Raw genomic sequence first — 17,313 nt, 5'->3', positions numbered from 1 at the left:
GGTCTGTCATGAGCCTGGAAAACATCTCCTGCCAGAAAAGCTTCGGTGGCTGGCACAAACGCTATCGCCATCGCTCGCAAGTGCTCGGCTGCGACATGGTGTTCGCCGTCTATCTGCCGCCGCAGGCGGAGCAGGGCGGCAAACTGCCGGTGTTGTACTGGTTGTCCGGCCTGACCTGCACCGACGAGAACTTCATGCAGAAGGCCGGCGCCATGCGCATGGCCGCCGAGTTGGGGCTGATCATCGTCGCACCGGACACCAGCCCTCGCGGTCCTGATGTGCCGGGCGATCCGGATGGCGCCTGGGACTTCGGCCTCGGTGCCGGGTTTTACCTGAATGCCACCCAGGAACCCTGGACGCGACACTATCGGATGCATGACTACGTTGTGCAGGAATTGCCGACATTGGTTGAAGCCCATTTCCCGGCGTCGGACAAACGCGGCATCAGCGGACATTCCATGGGCGGCCACGGCGCGCTGGTCTGTGCTTTGCGCAACCCGGGGCGTTATCGTTCGGTATCGGCGTTCTCGCCCATCAACAATCCGATGGATTGCCCGTGGGGGCAGAAAGCCTTCTCCCGCTATCTGGGAGAGGACCGTTCGAAATGGCGTGAATGGGATGCCTGCGCGTTGATAGCCGAGGCCGATGAAAAGCTGCCGCTGCTGGTCGACCAGGGTGATCGCGACGATTTTCTCGCCACCCAGCTCAAGCCTGAAGCCTTGCAACAGGCGGCCAAACTGGCCGGTCACCCGCTGACGTTGCGCCTGCAACCGGGCTATGACCACAGCTATTTCTTCATCGCCAGTTTCATCGATGAGCACTTGCGGCATCACGCGCATGCTCTGGTTGGCTAATGCAGGTAGAATCACGCCCTGACAAAAATCGGGGCGTTTTTTTATGCGTATTGGCCACGGCTATGATGTGCACCGTTTCGCTGAAGGCGATTTCATCACTCTGGGCGGCGTGCGCATTGCACACAACTTCGGGCTGCTCGCCCACTCTGACGGTGACGTCCTCTTGCACGCCTTGAGCGATGCCTTGCTCGGCGCCGCGGCGCTGGGCGACATCGGCAAGCATTTCCCGGATACCGACCCGCAATTCAAGGGCGCCGACAGCCGTGCGCTGTTGCGTCACGTCGTCGCACTGGTCCATGCCAAAGGCTGGAAAGTCGGCAACGTCGACAACACCATCGTTGCCCAGGCGCCGAAAATGGCCCCGCATATCGAATCGATGCGCGCGCTGATTGCCGCGGATCTTCAAGTAGAGTTGGATCAAGTGAACGTGAAAGCTACCACCACCGAAAAGCTCGGCTTTGTCGGTCGCGAAGAAGGCATTGCCGTGCACTCCGTTGCCTTGTTGCTGCGCGCATGAACGAACTGCAATTGCTCGGCCCGCGGGCTTACGGCGAGGCCCTCGGCACGGCCGTCCTGAAAGCGATCGCGGAAGATTTCCAGGTCGACGAAGTCCTCGACATTCCACTGAGTGGTGAAGGTGAGCACCTGTGGATATGGGTGGAAAAACGCGGCCTGAATACTGAAGAAGCGGCGCGACGGATTGCCAAGGCTGCGGGTGTGCCATTGCGCACCGTCAGTTATGCCGGGCTCAAGGACCGTCAGGCGTTGACTCGCCAGTGGTTCAGCGTGCAATTGCCGGGCAAGGCCGATCCTGATCTGACAGCCGCGGAAAACGATACGCTGAAGATTCTCAAGACCGTCCGCCACAAGCGCAAGCTGCAACGTGGCGCGCACTCTGCCAACGGCTTCACCTTGCGCCTGACACAATTCGCTGGTGACAAGCCTGCGCTTGAAGAGCGTCTGCAACTGATCGCCAAACAAGGCATCCCCAATTATTTCGGCGCCCAGCGTTTCGGCCATGACGGCGGCAACGTCGTCGATGCACGCGCCTGGGCCGCGCGCAAGGCCTTGCCGGAGCAGCGCAACGTGCGCTCGCGGCTGCTCTCCACGGCGCGCAGTTTTCTGTTCAACCAGGTATTGGCCGCACGTGTCGCCGACGGTACCTGGCAGCGTGCCCAGGTGGGTGATCTGCTGGCGTTCACCGACAGCCGCAGCTTTTTCCCGGCAGGCAAAGCCGAGTGCAGCGACCCGCGCCTGGCGATTCTCGATCTGCACCCGACCGGTCCGCAGTGGGGCGAAGGTGACTCGCCGGCCACGGGCGCTGTCCATGAACTGGAGCAGGCCATCGCCGCACGCGAAGCGGATTTGCGTGATTGGCTGATCAACGCCGGCATGAGCCACGAACGTCGCATCCTGCGGCTGCCCATTGGCGGGTTGACGTGGCATTATCCCGAGCCTGACATTCTGCAACTGGAATTCGTCCTGCCGGCCGGATGCTTCGCCACCGTATTGGTGCGCGAGCTTGTTGATCTGGTGCCGGTGGGGCAGACGGACAGCCCATGCGTATTCTGATTTCTAACGACGATGGGGTAACAGCACCCGGTCTCGCCGCGCTCTATGCTGCGCTGGCGGATTACACCGAGTGCGTGGTTATCGCCCCGGACCAGGACAAAAGCGGCGCCAGCAGTTCGCTGACGCTCGACCGTCCGTTGCACCCGCAAACCCTGGCCAACGGCTTTATCAGCCTCAATGGCACGCCAACCGATTGTGTGCACCTGGGCCTCAACGGCCTGCTGGAGCGCGAAGCGGACATGGTGGTTTCCGGTATCAACCTGGGCGCGAACCTGGGGGATGATGTCCTGTATTCCGGCACGGTGGCGGCAGCCCTTGAGGGGCGTTTCCTGAAACGCCCTTCGTTTGCCTTTTCGCTGGTCTCACGCCAGGTAGAGAACCTTCCCACAGCTGCCCATTTCGCGCGCAAACTGGTCGAAGCCCATGCCGAACTGGACCTGCCACCGCGAACGGTACTGAACGTGAACATTCCCAATTTGCCGCTGGACCGTATCCGCGGTATCCAGTTGACTCGCCTGGGGCATCGCGCGCGGGCCGCGGCACCGATGAAGGTGGTAGATCCACGGGGCAAGTCCGGTTACTGGATCGCCGCGGCCGGGGATGCCGAGGACGGTGGTCCGGGGACGGATTTTCATGCGGTGATGCAGGGATATGTTTCGATCACGCCGCTGCAGTTGGATCGCACGTTCAATGATGCCTTCAGAAGTCTGGACGGCTGGCTGGAGGGGCTGCGCTGATGGGTCGCGAACAAGACGATATGCTGCGTCGCGGCATCGGCATGACCTCCCAGCGAACTCGGGAGCGGCTCATCCAGCGCCTGTATGAAGAAGGCATCTCCAACGCGAGGGTGCTGGAGGTCATTCGCCGGACCCCGCGCCACCTGTTCGTCGACGAAGCGCTGGCGCACCGTGCCTATGAAGACACCGCGCTGCCGATTGGCAACAACCAGACCATCTCCCAGCCATATATGGTGGCGCGCATGAGCGAGCTGCTGCTGGAGGCCGGTCCTCTCGACAAGGTGCTGGAAATCGGCACCGGGTCGGGTTATCAGACGGCGGTGCTGTCGCAACTGGTCGAGCGAGTGTTCTCGGTCGAGCGCATCAAGGTTCTGCAGGATCGGGCAAAGGAACGCCTGGTCGAACTTAACCTGCGCAACGTGGTGTTCCGCTGGGGCGATGGTTGGGAAGGCTGGCCGGCACTGGCGCCGTACAACGGGATTATCGTCACCGCCGTGGCGACTGACGTGCCCCAGGCATTGCTTGACCAGTTGGCACCCGGAGGCCGAATGGTGATCCCGGTCGGGGCCGGCGAAGTCCAGCAATTGATGCTGATCATCCGCGAGGAACAAGGTTTTTCCAGGCATGTTCTGGGGGCTGTGCGCTTCGTGCCATTGCTCAATGGGCCATTGGCCTGAGCATTTGTTTCGGCGCGCTGAATTCTCTTCGATTGCCTTTGTCTTACAGCGGCATCGATTGCTTCAACGGCATTCATCTTCAGGCAGCAAACGTGTGCGCAACAGCGATTCGCCACATTAAAGGTAAAGCGTGCACGGCCCGTTATACTTGCGACAGTTCATGCCGGACTCCGGTATTTCACATTTTCAGCCACCACAGAGGGAGCGGCGGGTGAGTCTCACAGTCATTGCGCAGCGTATGAGTAAAACGAGCTTTCAGCGCCTGGTGACTGGCCTTGTCTTGAGTACATTGCTGGTCGGTTGTTCCAGCAACAAATCCAGTGATGTTCGTGTCGTGGATCGCAACAACGCGGCGGCTCAGCGTCCGGCCGTGACCACAGGACAATACGTGGTGCGTCCCAAGGACACCCTGTTTTCCATTGCCTTCCGTTACGGCTGGGACTACAAGGCCCTTGCGGCCCGAAACAATATTCCTGCGCCCTACACCATCCATCCGGGTCAGACGATTCGCTTTGATGGTCGTACCGATTCAACGTCGACGGCAGTGGTCAGTTCGTCCAGCTCAACACCTTCGTCGTCGAGTAAAACCACGGTCATCCGTCGTTCGGCAAACGGTACGACCACCAGCACAACAACGGTTGTACCGTCCGTCGCGAGCAAGCCTGCCCCCGCTCCGTTGCCTCCTCCGGGGCCAGCCCCGACCGGCTGGGGATGGCCATCTAATGGCATTCTGATTGGAAAATTCTCTTCAAACGGTAGTTTGAATAAAGGAATTGATATCGCCGGAGATTTGGGACAGCCTGTTTTAGCTGCGTCTGATGGGACGGTGGTATACGCCGGGAGTGGCTTAAGGGGCTACGGCGAATTAGTGATCATCAAGCACAGTGAAACCTACGTCAGTGCCTACGGACATAACCGCAGGCTGTTGGTTCGGGAGGGGCAGCAGGTCAAGGTCGGACAGACAATTGCCGAAATGGGGTCAACGGGTACAGACCGGGTGAAACTGCATTTTGAGATTCGCCGCCAAGGTAAACCTGTAGATCCGCTGCAATTCCTGCCACGTCGTTGATCGCTTACCAGCCTGTTCCTCACGTAGAGGGGACAGGCTCCAGCGTTGCCAGGGAGAAAGGCGCCGCTTGAGCTTGAGGTCGAACTCACCAAAGGACTATAACAATGGCTCTCAGTAAAGAAGTGCCGGAGTTTGACATCGACGATGAGGTTCTCCTGATGGAGAGCGGCATCGATACGGATTCGATGTCGAATGATGAAGGGGCGGCTCCACCTTCCGTTCGTGCCAAATCCAAACACTCCGCATCGTTGAAACAACACAAGTACATTGACTACACGCGGGCACTCGATGCCACGCAGTTGTATCTCAATGAAATTGGTTTTTCTCCCCTGCTATCACCCGAAGAAGAAGTTCATTTTGCGCGCCTGTCGCAAAGTGGCGATCCGGCCGGGCGCAAGCGCATGATTGAAAGCAACCTGCGACTGGTGGTGAAAATCGCCCGACGCTATGTCAATCGTGGGTTGTCGCTGCTGGACCTGATCGAAGAGGGCAACCTCGGCTTGATCCGGGCGGTGGAGAAGTTCGATCCGGAACGCGGTTTCCGCTTCTCGACCTACGCGACCTGGTGGATTCGCCAGACCATCGAACGCGCAATCATGAATCAGACCCGGACCATCCGGCTGCCGATCCATGTGGTCAAAGAGCTGAATGTGTACCTGCGGGCTGCGCGGGAACTGACGCAAAAACTCGACCATGAACCCTCACCCGAAGAAATCGCCAACCTGCTGGAAAAACCGGTAGGAGAGGTCAAGCGTATGCTCGGCCTTAACGAGCGGGTTTCCTCCGTCGACGTCTCGCTGGGTCCGGATTCGGATAAAACCCTGCTCGACACCCTGACTGACGACCGCCCGACCGATCCATGCGAACTGTTGCAGGACGACGACCTGTCCCAGAGCATCGATCAATGGCTCTCGGAACTGACCGACAAGCAACGCGAAGTGGTTGTACGCCGCTTCGGCCTGCGCGGTCATGAAAGCAGCACCCTTGAAGACGTCGGCCTGGAAATCGGCCTGACCCGTGAGCGGGTCCGGCAGATTCAGGTGGAAGGTTTGAAGCGGCTGCGCGAGATCCTGGAAAAAAATGGTCTGTCGAGTGAGTCGCTGTTCCAATAAGGCACTCACTGCGATGGCATGAAAAACCCCGACTGGCTCGGGGTTTTTTATTGTCTGACCAGAAGGCGAATCCCCTCGGGATTTCGGTTTCGCGCTGTAAGCCCAGGCTTACACTTGCGTAAGTGTTCGTTATTTTTACACCCTGGTAATCGTCCATGTTGAACGATTTTCGTTTTTATCTTTTTGATTTATATGGCTATTTTTTATTATTAATGACGTGTGACAGCTGGGTTTCGCGCCAAGGGGCGATTGATCTCGCAGGGGAACACTCTAGTATTGAGGTTGTGTCGACGGACAGACACGTCCTTCAAGGATGAGGGATAGGGAAATCGCAGGACGCGATTCATCAGGATGATGAAAAGGAACACAGGGAATAGGGAAAAAATGTGGGCGGGTCAAACCGCCCCTTTTTTTGCCTGCAGAAAAGCAAAAAGGCCCTTGTGGGGCCTTTTTCGCGAACGCGGGGGTAATCAGCGTTCGAGGTCTGCGATCTTGCCTGGCTTACCATCCCATTCTGCGGAATCGGGCATTGGATCCTTGCGTTCGGTGATGTTTGGCCAGATATCGGCCAACTCAGCGTTCAGCTCGATGAAGTTCTCCATGCCGGCCGGAACCTCATCTTCGGAGAAGATAGCCACGGCAGGGCATTCAGGTTCGCACAGCGCGCAATCGATGCACTCATCCGGGTGAATCACCAGGAAATTCGGGCCTTCGTAAAAGCAGTCCACCGGACAGACTTCTACGCAGTCGGTGTACTTGCACTTGATGCAGTTGTCGGTGACGACGAAGGTCATTTCTAATTTTCTCCTCAGGCGCGGCTTGCTGCGCCCCTTCTCGTAGGGGTCGCCAGGTTCGGGAGCGATAGTCTGCTGGCCAGGCTATTAGCCAGCAGCATCCCAAACCGCGCGAGATTCTAACAGCTTGCAAGCCGCTGCGTTAGATCCGTGTCTTCAGTGTATAGAGCATTTCGAGCGCACGACGTGGCGTCATGTCGTCCAGATCAAGCTTGGCCAGGTCATCCAGCACCGGGTGAGGCAGACTGGCGAACATGTCGCTTTGCTGTGGAGCCGCCGGTTTGCCTTTGGCAGGTGCTGGCGACTCATGGGGCAGGGCGGTGTCTTCCAGGCGGCTCAAATGCTCGCGGGCGCGGGTAATGACTTCAGTAGGTACGCCTGCCAGCTGTGCCACGGCCAGGCCATAACTCTGGCTGGCCGGTCCCGGCAGCACGTGGTGCAGGAACACGATGCGTTCATTGTGCTCGGTGGCATTGAGGTGCACGTTGGCCACCAGCGGCTGGGCCTCTGGCAGGACGGTCAGTTCGAAGTAGTGGGTGGCGAACAGCGTGTAGGCTCGCAGATGCGCCAGGCGTTCGGCCGCCGCCCAGGCCAGCGACAGACCATCGAAGGTGCTGGTGCCGCGCCCGACTTCGTCCATCAACACCAGGCTGCGCTCGGTGGCGTTGTGCAGAATGTTCGCGGTTTCGCTCATTTCCACCATGAAGGTCGAGCGCCCGCCGGCGAGGTCATCGCTGGATCCGATCCGGGTGAAGATGCGGTCGACCAGCGACAATTCGCAACTGGCCGCCGGTACGAAGCTGCCGATGTGCGCCAGCAGCACAATCAGAGCGGTCTGACGCATGTAGGTGGATTTACCGCCCATGTTCGGGCCGGTGATCACCAGCATGCGCGTGTTGTCGTCCAGGCTCAGGTCGTTGGCCACGAACGGCGTGGTCAGCACTTGCTCGACCACCGGATGGCGGCCTTGGCTGATGCGCATGCACGGTTCGCTGACAAAGCGCGGGCAGTTCAGGTCGAGGTTCAGTGCACGCTCGGCCAGGTTGCTCAAGACGTCCAGTTCGGCCAGGGCACCGGCGGTGTCCTGCAAGGGCGGCAGTTGGGCGATCAGGTCTTCGAGCAGTGCTTCGTACAGCATCTTCTCGCGGGCCAGGGCGCGGCTCTTGGCTGACAATGCCTTGTCTTCGAACGCCTTGAGTTCCGGCGTAATGAAGCGCTCGGCACCTTTGAGCGTCTGGCGGCGAACATAGTCGGCGGGTGCCGACTCCGCTTGCTTGCTTGGCAGCTCGATGAAGTAACCGTGAATGCGGTTGTAGCCGACCTTCAGGTGGGACAGGCCGGTGCGCGCCTTTTCCCGTGCTTCGAGGTCGATCAGGAATTGCCCGGCGTTTTCGCTGAGCGAATGCAGTTCGTCGAGTTCGCTGTCGTAGCCGGTTTTCAGTACACCACCGTCCCGAATGACCGCGGGCGGGTTGTCGATGATGGCTTTTTCCAGGAGTGCCGCCAGTTCCGGGTAGGTACTGGTGATGCTGGCGAGTTGCTGCAGGTGCGGGGCTTCGAGCTCCGTCATTGCCACTTGCAGTTCGGGCAGTGCACCGAGAGCGTCACGCAAGCGGGCGAGGTCGCGTGGGCGGGCGTTGCGCAGGCCGATCCGCGCAAGAATCCGCTCGATGTCACCGATTTCCTTGAGCTGCGGTTGCAGTCTTTCGAAGCGGTAACCGTCGAGCAGGCACGTGATCGAGGTCTGACGTGCCAACAGCACCGTCAGATCGCGTAACGGGCGATTCAGCCAGCGGGTCAGCAGGCGGCTGCCCATGGCGGTCTGGCAACGGTCCACTACCGATTGCAGGGTGTTGTCGCGGCCGCCAGCCAGGTTGGTGTCGAGCTCCAGGTTGCGACGGCTGGCGCCATCGAGGACCACAGTGTCGTCCAGGCGTTCATGACGCAAGCTGCGCAAGTGAGGCAGGGCGGTGCGCTGGGTTTCCTTGGCGTAGGCCAGCAGGCAGCCGGCGGCGCCGATGGCCAGGGTCAGGTTTTCACAGCCAAAGCCCTTGAGGTCCTGGGTCGAGAATTGCTGGCACAGGCTTTTGAGCGCCGAATCACGCTCGAAATCCCACGGCGCACGGCGACGTACACCGCGGCGTTTTTCCGCCGGCAAATCCTTGGGCCAGTCATCCGGGATCAGCAGTTCCACCGGGTTGACCCGCTCCAGTTCCGCCAGCAGGTTTTCCCAGCCCTTGATTTCCAGCACGCTGAAGTTGCCACTGGTGATGTCCAGCACCGCCAGGCCGAACAGGCGCTCATCACCCAGAACGGCAGCGATCAGATTGTCCCGACGCTCGTCGAGCAGCGCCTCGTCACTCACCGTCCCCGGCGTGATGATGCGCACCACCTGCCGCTCTACCGGTCCTTTGCTGGTGGCCGGGTCACCGACCTGCTCGCAGATCACCACCGACTCGCCAAGCTTCACCAGCTTCGCCAGGTAACCCTCGGCGGCGTGGTAAGGAATCCCGCACATCGGAATCGCCTGCCCGGCCGACTGCCCGCGGGCGGTCAGGGTGATGTCCAGCAACTTGGCGGCCTTCTTCGCGTCTTCATAGAAAATCTCGTAGAAGTCGCCCATGCGGTAGAACATCAGCTGGTCCGGGTGCTGGTTTTTCAGGCGCCAGTACTGCTGCATCATGGGGGTGTGGGAGGACAGGTCGGAGACGGCTTTATTCATCGGATTGTCAGGAAGCTCGTTGAAAGAGGTGGGGCAAAAGCGGGGCAACGGCCGGGCTTTTCCGCGATGGGCGCAAGGTTACCATGGGCGCTCTACCCGACGCAGGCATCGCGGCCGGGTGACATCTTTTACGATGCAAAAAACAGGTTATGCATCGATTATGCAATTGGGCATTTGTCTTCTGCGAAAATAACCAGCACTATGCGCGGTATGCACAAACGCAACGTATCTACTGTCTTAAGAGCATTGCTCGACCAGCACGGGATCTCCCCCACGGAGCTTCACCGTCGTACCGGCGTGCCTCAATCCACGCTCTCGCGCATTCTCAGCGGGAAGATCGTCGATCCTTCGGATAAACATATTTCGAAGATCGCCGAGTACTTCTGCGTGAGCACCGACCAATTGCGAGGTCGCGCGGACGTCGTACCCGCCGCCAATGCCGGGCGCGCTCCTGTGCACTCGGAACTCAAGGATATAAGCCTGTGGGACGACGATACCCCTGTCGATGACGACGAGGTGTCGGTCCCCTTTCTTCGCGAGGTGGAATTGGCCGCAGGATCGGGGAGATTCGTTATCGAGGAAAGCGAGCGCTCTAGCCTGCGTTTCGGCAAACGTAGCCTGCGCCATAACGGCGTACAGTTCGACCAGGCCAAGTGCGTGACAGTGCGGGGCAACAGCATGTTGCCGGTACTGCGTGACGGGGCGACGGTCGGGGTCAATGCCGGCAAGTGCGGCATTGGCGATATCGTTGACGGCGATCTTTATGCAATCAATCACAACGGACAACTTCGGGTGAAGCAGCTGTATCGCCTGCCGACCGGGATTCGTCTGCGCAGCTTTAATCGTGATGAGCACCCGGACGAGGATTACACCTTTCAGGAAGTCCAGGAGGAACCGATTGTTATCCTCGGGCATGTCTTCTGGTGGGGCATGTACGCCCGCTAATGCCCTCTGCGTTCAGATAGAACCCGCTTCCTGAGCGGGTTTTTTTCGTTTGTTGAAAGCATTGGATTGTCTTTATGTATGCGTTTGTGCATTGACTATGTATGCATCAATGCATAGTCTTGCTACCTATCTTCAAGAACGCAATGTGACCGTTCACTCAGGGAGGCAAGAAATGACCGCTGAGCAATATGCGTTGCTGGACATGCCTCTTTGGCTGCTCATTATCCTTCCAGTTCTCGGTGGCGTAACCGGTGAGATGTGGCGTGCCGATAAAGAAGGCGTTCGTGGCTGGCCCCTTGTCCGGCGCCTGAGCCTGCGGTCTGGCTCCAGCATGATCTGCGGCGCCTCGATCATCATGCTGCTGCACGCCGCCAATGTTTCCATTTGGGCCGCTTGTGCGGGGGGCTGTTTAACGGCGATGGCCGGGACAGACGTAGTTTTAGGGTTGTATGAACGTTGGGCGGCCAGGCGCATGGGTGTCGGTCATGTTTCAGCCGGTGACGTGGACGATTGAATCCCCCGGCAGACCTTTTCCAGAGCCTCTGGTTCTTTACATTTTGATCGGTCCTGTCGCTTGCAAGTGCAGTCTGCTGGTGTACGGTTAACCCATCCCGCCCCATCAGGAGATGACCGTGAAAGTAATTACCCAGCTCGCCGCTGACCTTGGCAGGCAATTGCAGATTCTCAATGCCCACGTTTCCACGGCCGAGTCCTGCACCGGAGGCGGGATCGCCGAGGCGATCACCCGTATTCCGGGCAGCTCGGCGTGGTTCGAGGCCGGTTACGTCACCTATTCCAATCTGCAGAAGAACCTGCAACTGGATGTTCCTGTGGAGTTGTTCACCACGGTGGGGGCGGTCAGTCGCGAGGTGGTCGAAGCGATGGCCAGGGGGGCGCAGGAGAAAAGTCGCGCGTATTTTTCCGTGGCGGTCAGTGGCGTAGCCGGGCCGGACGGTGGTTCGCCGAGCAAGCCGGTGGGGACGGTTTGGCTGGCCTGGGGCGTGGGCGAGCGAGTGTTCAGCGAGTTGCAACACTTCGCCGGTGACCGCGACGAGGTGCGCCGACAAACGGTGAAGGCCGCGCTAGAGGGGCTGCTGCGCTATGCCGCGGCAGAAATCTCAAATCAGGGGTAGGCGATCCGGAATCGCTGTGGAATAATACTGGCTACTTATACAGGTGTTGGCCGTCAGGCCTTATTGATTACGTGAGGACTTTAATGGACGACAACAAGAAGAAAGCCTTGGCTGCGGCCCTGGGTCAGATCGAACGTCAATTCGGCAAGGGTGCCGTAATGCGTATGGGCGATCAGGACCGTCAGGCGATCCCGGCCATTTCCACTGGCTCTCTGGGTCTGGACATTGCTCTCGGCATCGGCGGCCTGCCAAAAGGCCGTATTGTTGAAATCTACGGTCCTGAATCTTCCGGTAAAACCACGCTGACCTTATCCGTGATCGCCCAGGCTCAAAAAGCCGGCGCGACCTGCGCATTCGTCGACGCCGAGCACGCCCTCGACCCTGAGTACGCCGGCAAGCTGGGCGTCAACGTCGACGACCTGCTGGTTTCCCAGCCGGACACCGGCGAGCAGGCCCTGGAAATCACCGACATGCTGGTGCGTTCCAACGCGGTTGACGTGATCATCGTCGACTCCGTGGCCGCCCTGGTGCCAAAGGCTGAAATCGAAGGCGAAATGGGCGACATGCACGTGGGCCTGCAAGCCCGCCTGATGTCCCAGGCGCTGCGTAAAATCACCGGTAACATCAAGAATGCCAACTGCCTGGTAATCTTCATCAACCAGATCCGCATGAAAATCGGCGTGATGTTCGGCAGCCCGGAAACCACCACCGGTGGTAACGCGCTGAAGTTCTACGCATCGGTTCGTCTGGACATCCGTCGTACTGGCGCGGTGAAGGAAGGTGATGAAGTCGTCGGTAGCGAAACCCGCGTCAAGGTCGTGAAGAACAAGGTGGCTTCGCCGTTCCGTCAGGCCGAGTTCCAGATTCTTTACGGCAAGGGCATCTACCTCAACGGTGAGATGATCGACCTGGGTGTTCTGCACGGTTTCGTTGAGAAGTCCGGCGCCTGGTATGCCTATGAAGGCACCAAGATCGGTCAGGGCAAGGCCAACTCGGCCAAGTTCCTGGCGGACAACCCGGAAGTCGCGGCAAAGCTGGAGAAGCAACTGCGTGACAAACTCCTGTCCCCGGCATCCGTAGCAGACGCCAAAGCTTCTGCGGTCAAAGAGACCGAAGACGACCTGGTTGACGCTGATATCTGATCGAAGCGATGACCGCCGTACTCGATACACTCGTCGCGGTGCGGCGAACCGCAATGGACCTGCTCGCACGACGCGAGCACGGTCGTGTCGAGCTGACGCGTAAACTGCGTCAGCGCGGCGCCCTCCCTGAAATGATCGAAACAGCACTCGACCGGTTGACGGAAGAGGGGTTGTTGTCTGAAACCCGTTACCTCGAAAGTTTCGTTTCCTACCGCGCCCGTTCCGGTTATGGCCCTTTACGCATTCGTGAAGAGTTGAGCCAGCGCGGCCTGCAGCGCACCGATATTGAACTTGCCCTGCGTGAGAGCGGTATCGACTGGCAGGAGCAGTTGGCCGACACCTGGCGACGTAAATTCTCCGGGCAATTGCCGGCAGATGTCCGGGAGCGAGCCAAACAAGGCCGATTCCTGGCGTATCGGGGATACTCCATGGAAATGATCAACCGCCTGTTCAGCGGTCGAGGGATGGACGACTGAACTGAAACGGCCCGCTATTTCGGTAGCGGGCCGTTTTTTTATGCCTCACGTAACCTTTGACGGCTCCCGCGTGCGTTGTGGTGCCTGGGATTTTGATTGTGCCCAGTTTTCCGGCAGGTTGATGTAGTCCACAAGTTCGCGCAGGCGGCCATGATTGCGGGCGTTGAAGTTGAAGACCAGTCGCGCCAGATGGCTGAATTCGGCTTCGTCGTGTTCCTCGCCGCTATAAGTATGCTGATGGAAATGATCACTCAGGCACAGGTCGGCGAAAGCCTCCTGCATGTATTCGAGTGCCTGGTCGTTGAGTGAGTGATTCATGCGAATCAGGAACTGATGCTTGAGCCAGCGACTGGAGTGGAAGTTGCTGTAGAACTGGTTGATGTGCTCTACCGCTTCTTCGACGTTGTAGACCAGTCTCACCAGCTTCATGTCAGTGGGCAGGATGTAATGGTTTTCCTCCAGTTGCTGGTGAATGAAGTCCAGTGCGCCTTGCCAGAATTTACCGCCCGGTGCGTCGAGCAGCACCACGGGCACCAATGGACTCTTGCCGGTCTGTATCAGCGTCAGCACTTCCAGGGCTTCATCCAGCGTGCCAAAACCGCCCGGGCACAGCACCAGGGCATCGGCTTCCTTGACGAAGAACAGCTTGCGGGTGAAGAAGAAATGGAAGGGCAGCAGGTTGGTCGTGCCGTCGACAGTGGGGTTGGCATGCTGCTCGAAGGGCAGGGTGATGTTGAACCCGAGGCTGTGTGTCAGGCCGGCTCCCTCGTGGGCGGCGGCCATGATGCCGCCACCGGCGCCGGTAATGACCATCATGTCCGAGCGCGCCAGAGCGGCGCCGAGTTCCCGGGCCATCCTGTAGAGCGGGTGTTCCATGGGGGTACGGGCCGAGCCGAAAACAGTGACCTTGCGCCGTCCCTTGAATTGTTCGAGCACGCGGAAGGCCTGTTCCAGTTCGCGCAGGGCTTGCAGGGTGATTTTGGCGTTCCAGCGGTTGTGGTCTTCCTGGGCCATGCGCAGCACGGTCAGGATCATGTCACGGTAGATCGGGATGTTCGGGCTGTTGGGTGAAATCAGCTTGAGTTGTTCTTCGACCTTGCTGAGGAGGTCGTGGCCGCTTTCTTCGAAATGACGGCTCAGGAGGTCATTCGGTTGGTAAGGCATTCAACTTCTCCTTCTGCACAGAACCCTCGGCCCGACAACGTACGCCGGTGCCACGACACTTCATGTGTCGCTGTCTGCCCAGGCCCATGCCTGGGCGATCTACTTGACCCGAAAGGCATCGGATCATCCAAACAGGTTCTGTTTTTCCCTTGGATGAAAGAAACAATCGCACAACACGACAAGCGACGGCCAGCCCCTTTCCAGCCCTGAAAAAGTGAACGTGGATACCTGAAATCTAGACCTTCACGATGATTTGCGCTGATTGATCATTGCGCCACAACGTCTTTGCTGGCAACCGCTTATTGACGATTTGCAAGGTGGTTTCACCGCTCGTCAGAACAGGCGTCGCCTGTGCCGCACTCTGATTTACTAAGTTACAGGTGCCACACGACAACTTTGCGTCAACGCTAGGGCGCACGGTACATGCAGTTCAAGGATTTAATCGCTCAAACATGAGTGAAGTGCAGGGAGGCGGGAAACCATGGCCAGAGTCATTCTGGAGGTCGATACGCAGCTGTATCGATTGTTGAAGTCGTCAGCCGAGGCCAATCATTTGAGCCTCGAAGAGGAGTGCTGCCGGCGTTTGCGTGGCGGCGAACGCCGTTCGCATTACTTGCAGGCGCTGCTGGCAGAATTGCGCGCCGAAGATGAACAGCGGCGCGCCAATTCCCGGTGATTACTTTTTCTTCTTGGCCGGTTGCAGGCAATCCGATTCCTGGAAGCTGGCGGAGCCAACCGGACGGTTGGTCTTCACCTCGGTGAAGTCGTAACGCATGATCGCGCCCTTGGCCATCAGCTTGCGAAACCCTTCGTTCCTGCAGACAGAGGCGCCCAGCTGGAAGTACACCGCTTTGGGGTCTGCACGCATCTTGTCGGCGTGGCTGCTCTGCACGCTCAGGTGGTTGATCAGCTGTTTGCCTTCAACGGTGTAGCCTTGATCGAGTATGTCTTCGTTGATCGCTCGTGGAGTGCCGACGCTGCTCTGGGTGGCGACGTTTTGCAGCATTTTGTTCAGTTCCGTGTCTTTCAAGGACGCAGCCTGGGCATTGAGGGACGACGCCAGCAAAATGGCCGCGGTAGGAACGATAAGGCGCAGCATGAAACTCTCCTGGTTCAGTGATGGGGGTTTGACCCGTCACGTGACTGTGCGTTCAGTGGCGGCGAATTATAGGGGAGGCGGGCTGGACGGTACAGGCTTGCGCCGGGCGGTCTGGTAAACTGCTGGCACTTTTTACCCTGTCGAGTGTGTTTCGTGTCGAGTTTCCTTCTCTGTGGGCGTTGCCCGCTATGAGCCCCACCCCCGCGCGCTTTGCCTTGAATGCCGTAGCCCGCTTGCGCGATCAGCGTGAGGAGGAGGGCATCAAGCCGATTCAGGCCCGCGGCTGGCGTGCGCCGCGTTGCCGTGACTGCCGGGTGATCCAGAGCCACTGCTTGTGCGCATGGCGTCCTCAGGTCGCGACCCGCTCCGGTGTGTGCCTGATCATGACCAACAAGGAAGTGTTCAAGCCGAGCAACACCGGTTGGCTGATCGCCGATGTGGTCCCTGACAACCACGCCTTCATCTGGTCCCGTACGGAGGTCGATCCGAAGTTGCTGGCGCTGTTGTCCGATCCGCAATGGCAGCCCTACCTGGTGTTTCCCGGTGAGTATGTCGAGCCTGAGCGGGTGACCAACGGTGTGGATGTCGGTGGCACGAAGCGTCCGTTGTTCATTCTGTTGGACGCGACCTGGACCGAGGCGCGAAAGATCTTTCGCAAGAGTCCCTATTTCGATCGATTGCCGATCCTCAGCCTGTTGCCTGAAAAGCTCTCGCGCTACCGGTTGCGCCGCTCGACCCGCAGCGAGCACCTGTGCACGGCGGAAGTGGCGGCGCTGTGTCTCGACCTGGCGGGCGATGTCGACGCAGCCTCGGCGCTGGATGCCTACTTTGATGTGTTCAGCCAGCATTACCTCGACGCCAAACATCAGTTGGACATGAACGTTTCGACCCCGGCGCATGCCGAGTTGATGCCCTATGTCCAGTCGGTCACTCCATGGGTGGACTGATTGTCGCTCATACTGCAATAAACTGTACCGGGCATGCGGCTTGACCACCCCGGCTTCGCTGGGCATGCTTGGCGCCGGTCAGGGTGCGGCCAGCGTTTGCAATGGCGTTTCTTGCGTTGAACGTGCCTGGTCAGTGCAGCTCCATGGCTGTGCCTTGAGGTGCTTTGGCGAGATCCGAATGTATCGGGCGTCCCATGAAAAACAGGATCATTTGAAAAATGGCCACATACGAAATCCTGATTGCCGATGACCATCCGCTGTTTCGTAGTGCCTTGCATCAAGCGTTGACCCTGGGCCTTGGCCCGGATGTCCGTCTGGTGGAGGTGGCGAGCATTGCCGAACTGGAAGTCCGCCTGACGGAAAAGTCCGACTGGGATCTGGTACTGCTGGACCTGAACATGCCGGGGGCCTACGGTTTTTCCGGGTTGGTCCTGCTGCGCGGTCAGTACCCGCAGATTCCGGTGGTCATGGTCTCGGCCCAGGAAGAGCCGACCATCATGGTCAAGTCCCGTGAGTTCGGCGCCAGTGGCTTCATTCCCAAATCCAGCGACTTGAGTGTGATCCAGAAAGCCGTGCGTGCGGTCCTCGATGGCGATGTGTTCTGGCCACCGCAGGCGTTCGAAGCAGTCAGCGTTTCGGCAGAGGCCAAGGCGGCCAGCGAAGGCCTTGCCAGTCTGACACCGCAGCAATTCCGGGTGCTGACCATGGTCTGCGAAGGCTTGCTGAACAAGCAGATCGCCTACGAGTTGAGTGTTTCCGAGGCGACTATCAAGGCGCACGTGACCGCGATTTTCCGTAAGCTGAATGTACGGACGCGGACCCAGGCCGCGCTGCTCTTGCAACAACTTGAGTCAACTTCCAGCCATTAAA

The 17,313-nt window shown here is 59.0% G+C and carries 19 protein-coding genes; 15 read left to right on the top strand and 4 right to left on the bottom strand.

What is annotated here, in order from left to right; all coding sequences use genetic code 11:
- Positions 1 to 8 precede the first annotated feature (8 nt).
- The 7 genes from fghA (at position 9) to rpoS (ending at position 6,021) form a co-directional block, all read left to right on the top strand.
- Positions 9 to 854 carry an S-formylglutathione hydrolase gene (gene fghA, locus AB7M25_RS24065; protein WP_454238067.1) on the top strand — a complete coding sequence of 282 codons (846 nt, stop codon included), beginning with the start codon at positions 9 to 11 and terminating at the stop codon, positions 852 to 854.
- A gap of 43 nt (positions 855 to 897) precedes the next feature.
- Positions 898 to 1,371, top strand: a complete 474-nt coding sequence (gene ispF, locus AB7M25_RS24060) for a 2-C-methyl-D-erythritol 2,4-cyclodiphosphate synthase (protein WP_429387327.1) — start codon at positions 898 to 900, stop codon at positions 1,369 to 1,371.
- Positions 1,368 to 2,426, top strand: coding sequence for a tRNA pseudouridine(13) synthase TruD (gene truD / locus AB7M25_RS24055; protein ID WP_429387325.1), 1,059 nt, complete (start codon positions 1,368 to 1,370; stop codon positions 2,424 to 2,426). Before ispF ends, truD begins: the two co-directional genes overlap by 4 nt.
- Positions 2,414 to 3,163 (top strand): 5'/3'-nucleotidase SurE, encoded by a 750-nt coding sequence (surE, locus tag AB7M25_RS24050; protein WP_007970725.1) that lies wholly within the window; start codon positions 2,414 to 2,416, stop codon positions 3,161 to 3,163. Before truD ends, surE begins: the two co-directional genes overlap by 13 nt.
- 41 nt (positions 3,164 to 3,204) lie before the next feature.
- The gene (locus tag AB7M25_RS24045) at positions 3,205 to 3,840 is read left to right on the top strand and encodes a protein-L-isoaspartate(D-aspartate) O-methyltransferase (protein WP_172435346.1); all 636 of its coding nucleotides are present in this window, start codon (positions 3,205 to 3,207) and stop codon (positions 3,838 to 3,840) included.
- A 211-nt stretch (positions 3,841 to 4,051) separates the two neighbouring features.
- The gene (locus AB7M25_RS24040) at positions 4,052 to 4,909 is read left to right on the top strand and encodes a peptidoglycan DD-metalloendopeptidase family protein (RefSeq protein WP_007970727.1); all 858 of its coding nucleotides are present in this window, start codon (positions 4,052 to 4,054) and stop codon (positions 4,907 to 4,909) included.
- A gap of 104 nt (positions 4,910 to 5,013) precedes the next feature.
- Positions 5,014 to 6,021 carry an RNA polymerase sigma factor RpoS gene (gene rpoS / locus AB7M25_RS24035; RefSeq protein WP_007970728.1) on the top strand — a complete coding sequence of 336 codons (1,008 nt, stop codon included), beginning with the start codon at positions 5,014 to 5,016 and terminating at the stop codon, positions 6,019 to 6,021.
- Positions 6,022 to 6,491: 470 nt separating this feature from the next.
- On the opposite strand, the gene fdxA is transcribed toward rpoS, so the two are convergent.
- Positions 6,492 to 6,815 (bottom strand): ferredoxin FdxA, encoded by a 324-nt coding sequence (gene fdxA, locus AB7M25_RS24030; protein ID WP_007970729.1) that lies wholly within the window; start codon positions 6,813 to 6,815, stop codon positions 6,492 to 6,494.
- 142 nt (positions 6,816 to 6,957) lie between these two features.
- Entirely contained in the window at positions 6,958 to 9,537 is a 2,580-nt protein-coding gene (mutS, locus tag AB7M25_RS24025) for a DNA mismatch repair protein MutS (RefSeq protein WP_454238066.1), read from the bottom strand.
- Between the two features lie 210 nt (positions 9,538 to 9,747).
- Between mutS and AB7M25_RS24020 the strand changes: the two genes are divergently transcribed.
- The 5 genes from AB7M25_RS24020 to recX all read left to right on the top strand — a co-directional run bounded on the left by AB7M25_RS24020 (position 9,748) and on the right by recX (position 13,233).
- Entirely contained in the window at positions 9,748 to 10,482 is a 735-nt protein-coding gene (locus tag AB7M25_RS24020; protein WP_258684433.1) for a LexA family transcriptional regulator, read from the top strand.
- A 172-nt stretch (positions 10,483 to 10,654) separates the two neighbouring features.
- Positions 10,655 to 10,996 (top strand): phage holin family protein, encoded by a 342-nt coding sequence (locus AB7M25_RS24015; RefSeq protein ID WP_429387319.1) that lies wholly within the window; start codon positions 10,655 to 10,657, stop codon positions 10,994 to 10,996.
- A 118-nt stretch (positions 10,997 to 11,114) separates the two neighbouring features.
- The gene (locus AB7M25_RS24010; RefSeq protein WP_007971146.1) at positions 11,115 to 11,615 is read left to right on the top strand and encodes a CinA family protein; all 501 of its coding nucleotides are present in this window, start codon (positions 11,115 to 11,117) and stop codon (positions 11,613 to 11,615) included.
- A gap of 83 nt (positions 11,616 to 11,698) precedes the next feature.
- On the top strand, positions 11,699 to 12,757 hold the full coding sequence (recA, locus tag AB7M25_RS24005; RefSeq protein ID WP_007971148.1) for a recombinase RecA: 1,059 nt from the start codon (positions 11,699 to 11,701) through the stop codon (positions 12,755 to 12,757).
- Positions 12,758 to 12,765: 8 nt separating this feature from the next.
- On the top strand, positions 12,766 to 13,233 hold the full coding sequence (gene recX / locus AB7M25_RS24000) for a recombination regulator RecX (RefSeq protein ID WP_095965054.1): 468 nt from the start codon (positions 12,766 to 12,768) through the stop codon (positions 13,231 to 13,233).
- Positions 13,234 to 13,278: 45 nt separating this feature from the next.
- Here recX and AB7M25_RS23995 read toward each other — a convergent pair whose 3' ends face one another.
- A complete protein-coding gene (locus AB7M25_RS23995) occupies positions 13,279 to 14,397 on the bottom strand; it encodes an LOG family protein (RefSeq protein ID WP_429387315.1) in 1,119 nt (372 codons plus the stop codon).
- Positions 14,398 to 14,878: 481 nt separating this feature from the next.
- Here AB7M25_RS23995 and AB7M25_RS23990 point away from each other — a divergent pair, with 481 nt between their 5' ends.
- The gene (locus AB7M25_RS23990) at positions 14,879 to 15,073 is read left to right on the top strand and encodes a hypothetical protein (protein WP_102699347.1); all 195 of its coding nucleotides are present in this window, start codon (positions 14,879 to 14,881) and stop codon (positions 15,071 to 15,073) included.
- Here the strand turns inward: AB7M25_RS23990 and AB7M25_RS23985 are convergent, their stop codons facing one another.
- Positions 15,074 to 15,496 (bottom strand): quorum-sensing-regulated virulence factor family protein, encoded by a 423-nt coding sequence (locus AB7M25_RS23985; RefSeq protein ID WP_007971154.1) that lies wholly within the window; start codon positions 15,494 to 15,496, stop codon positions 15,074 to 15,076.
- Positions 15,497 to 15,684: 188 nt separating this feature from the next.
- Between AB7M25_RS23985 and AB7M25_RS23980 the strand changes: the two genes are divergently transcribed.
- Both AB7M25_RS23980 and erdR read left to right on the top strand, forming a co-directional pair.
- The gene (locus AB7M25_RS23980; protein WP_429387312.1) at positions 15,685 to 16,443 is read left to right on the top strand and encodes a tRNA-uridine aminocarboxypropyltransferase; all 759 of its coding nucleotides are present in this window, start codon (positions 15,685 to 15,687) and stop codon (positions 16,441 to 16,443) included.
- A gap of 218 nt (positions 16,444 to 16,661) precedes the next feature.
- Positions 16,662 to 17,312, top strand: coding sequence for a response regulator transcription factor ErdR (gene erdR / locus AB7M25_RS23975; RefSeq protein WP_007971156.1), 651 nt, complete (start codon positions 16,662 to 16,664; stop codon positions 17,310 to 17,312).
- The last annotated feature ends 1 nt before the right edge of the window (position 17,313 follow it).

It is taken from the genome of Pseudomonas sp. AP3_22 TE3818, assembly GCF_053628995.1.
This window is presented reverse-complemented; position numbering and strand designations above follow the sequence as displayed.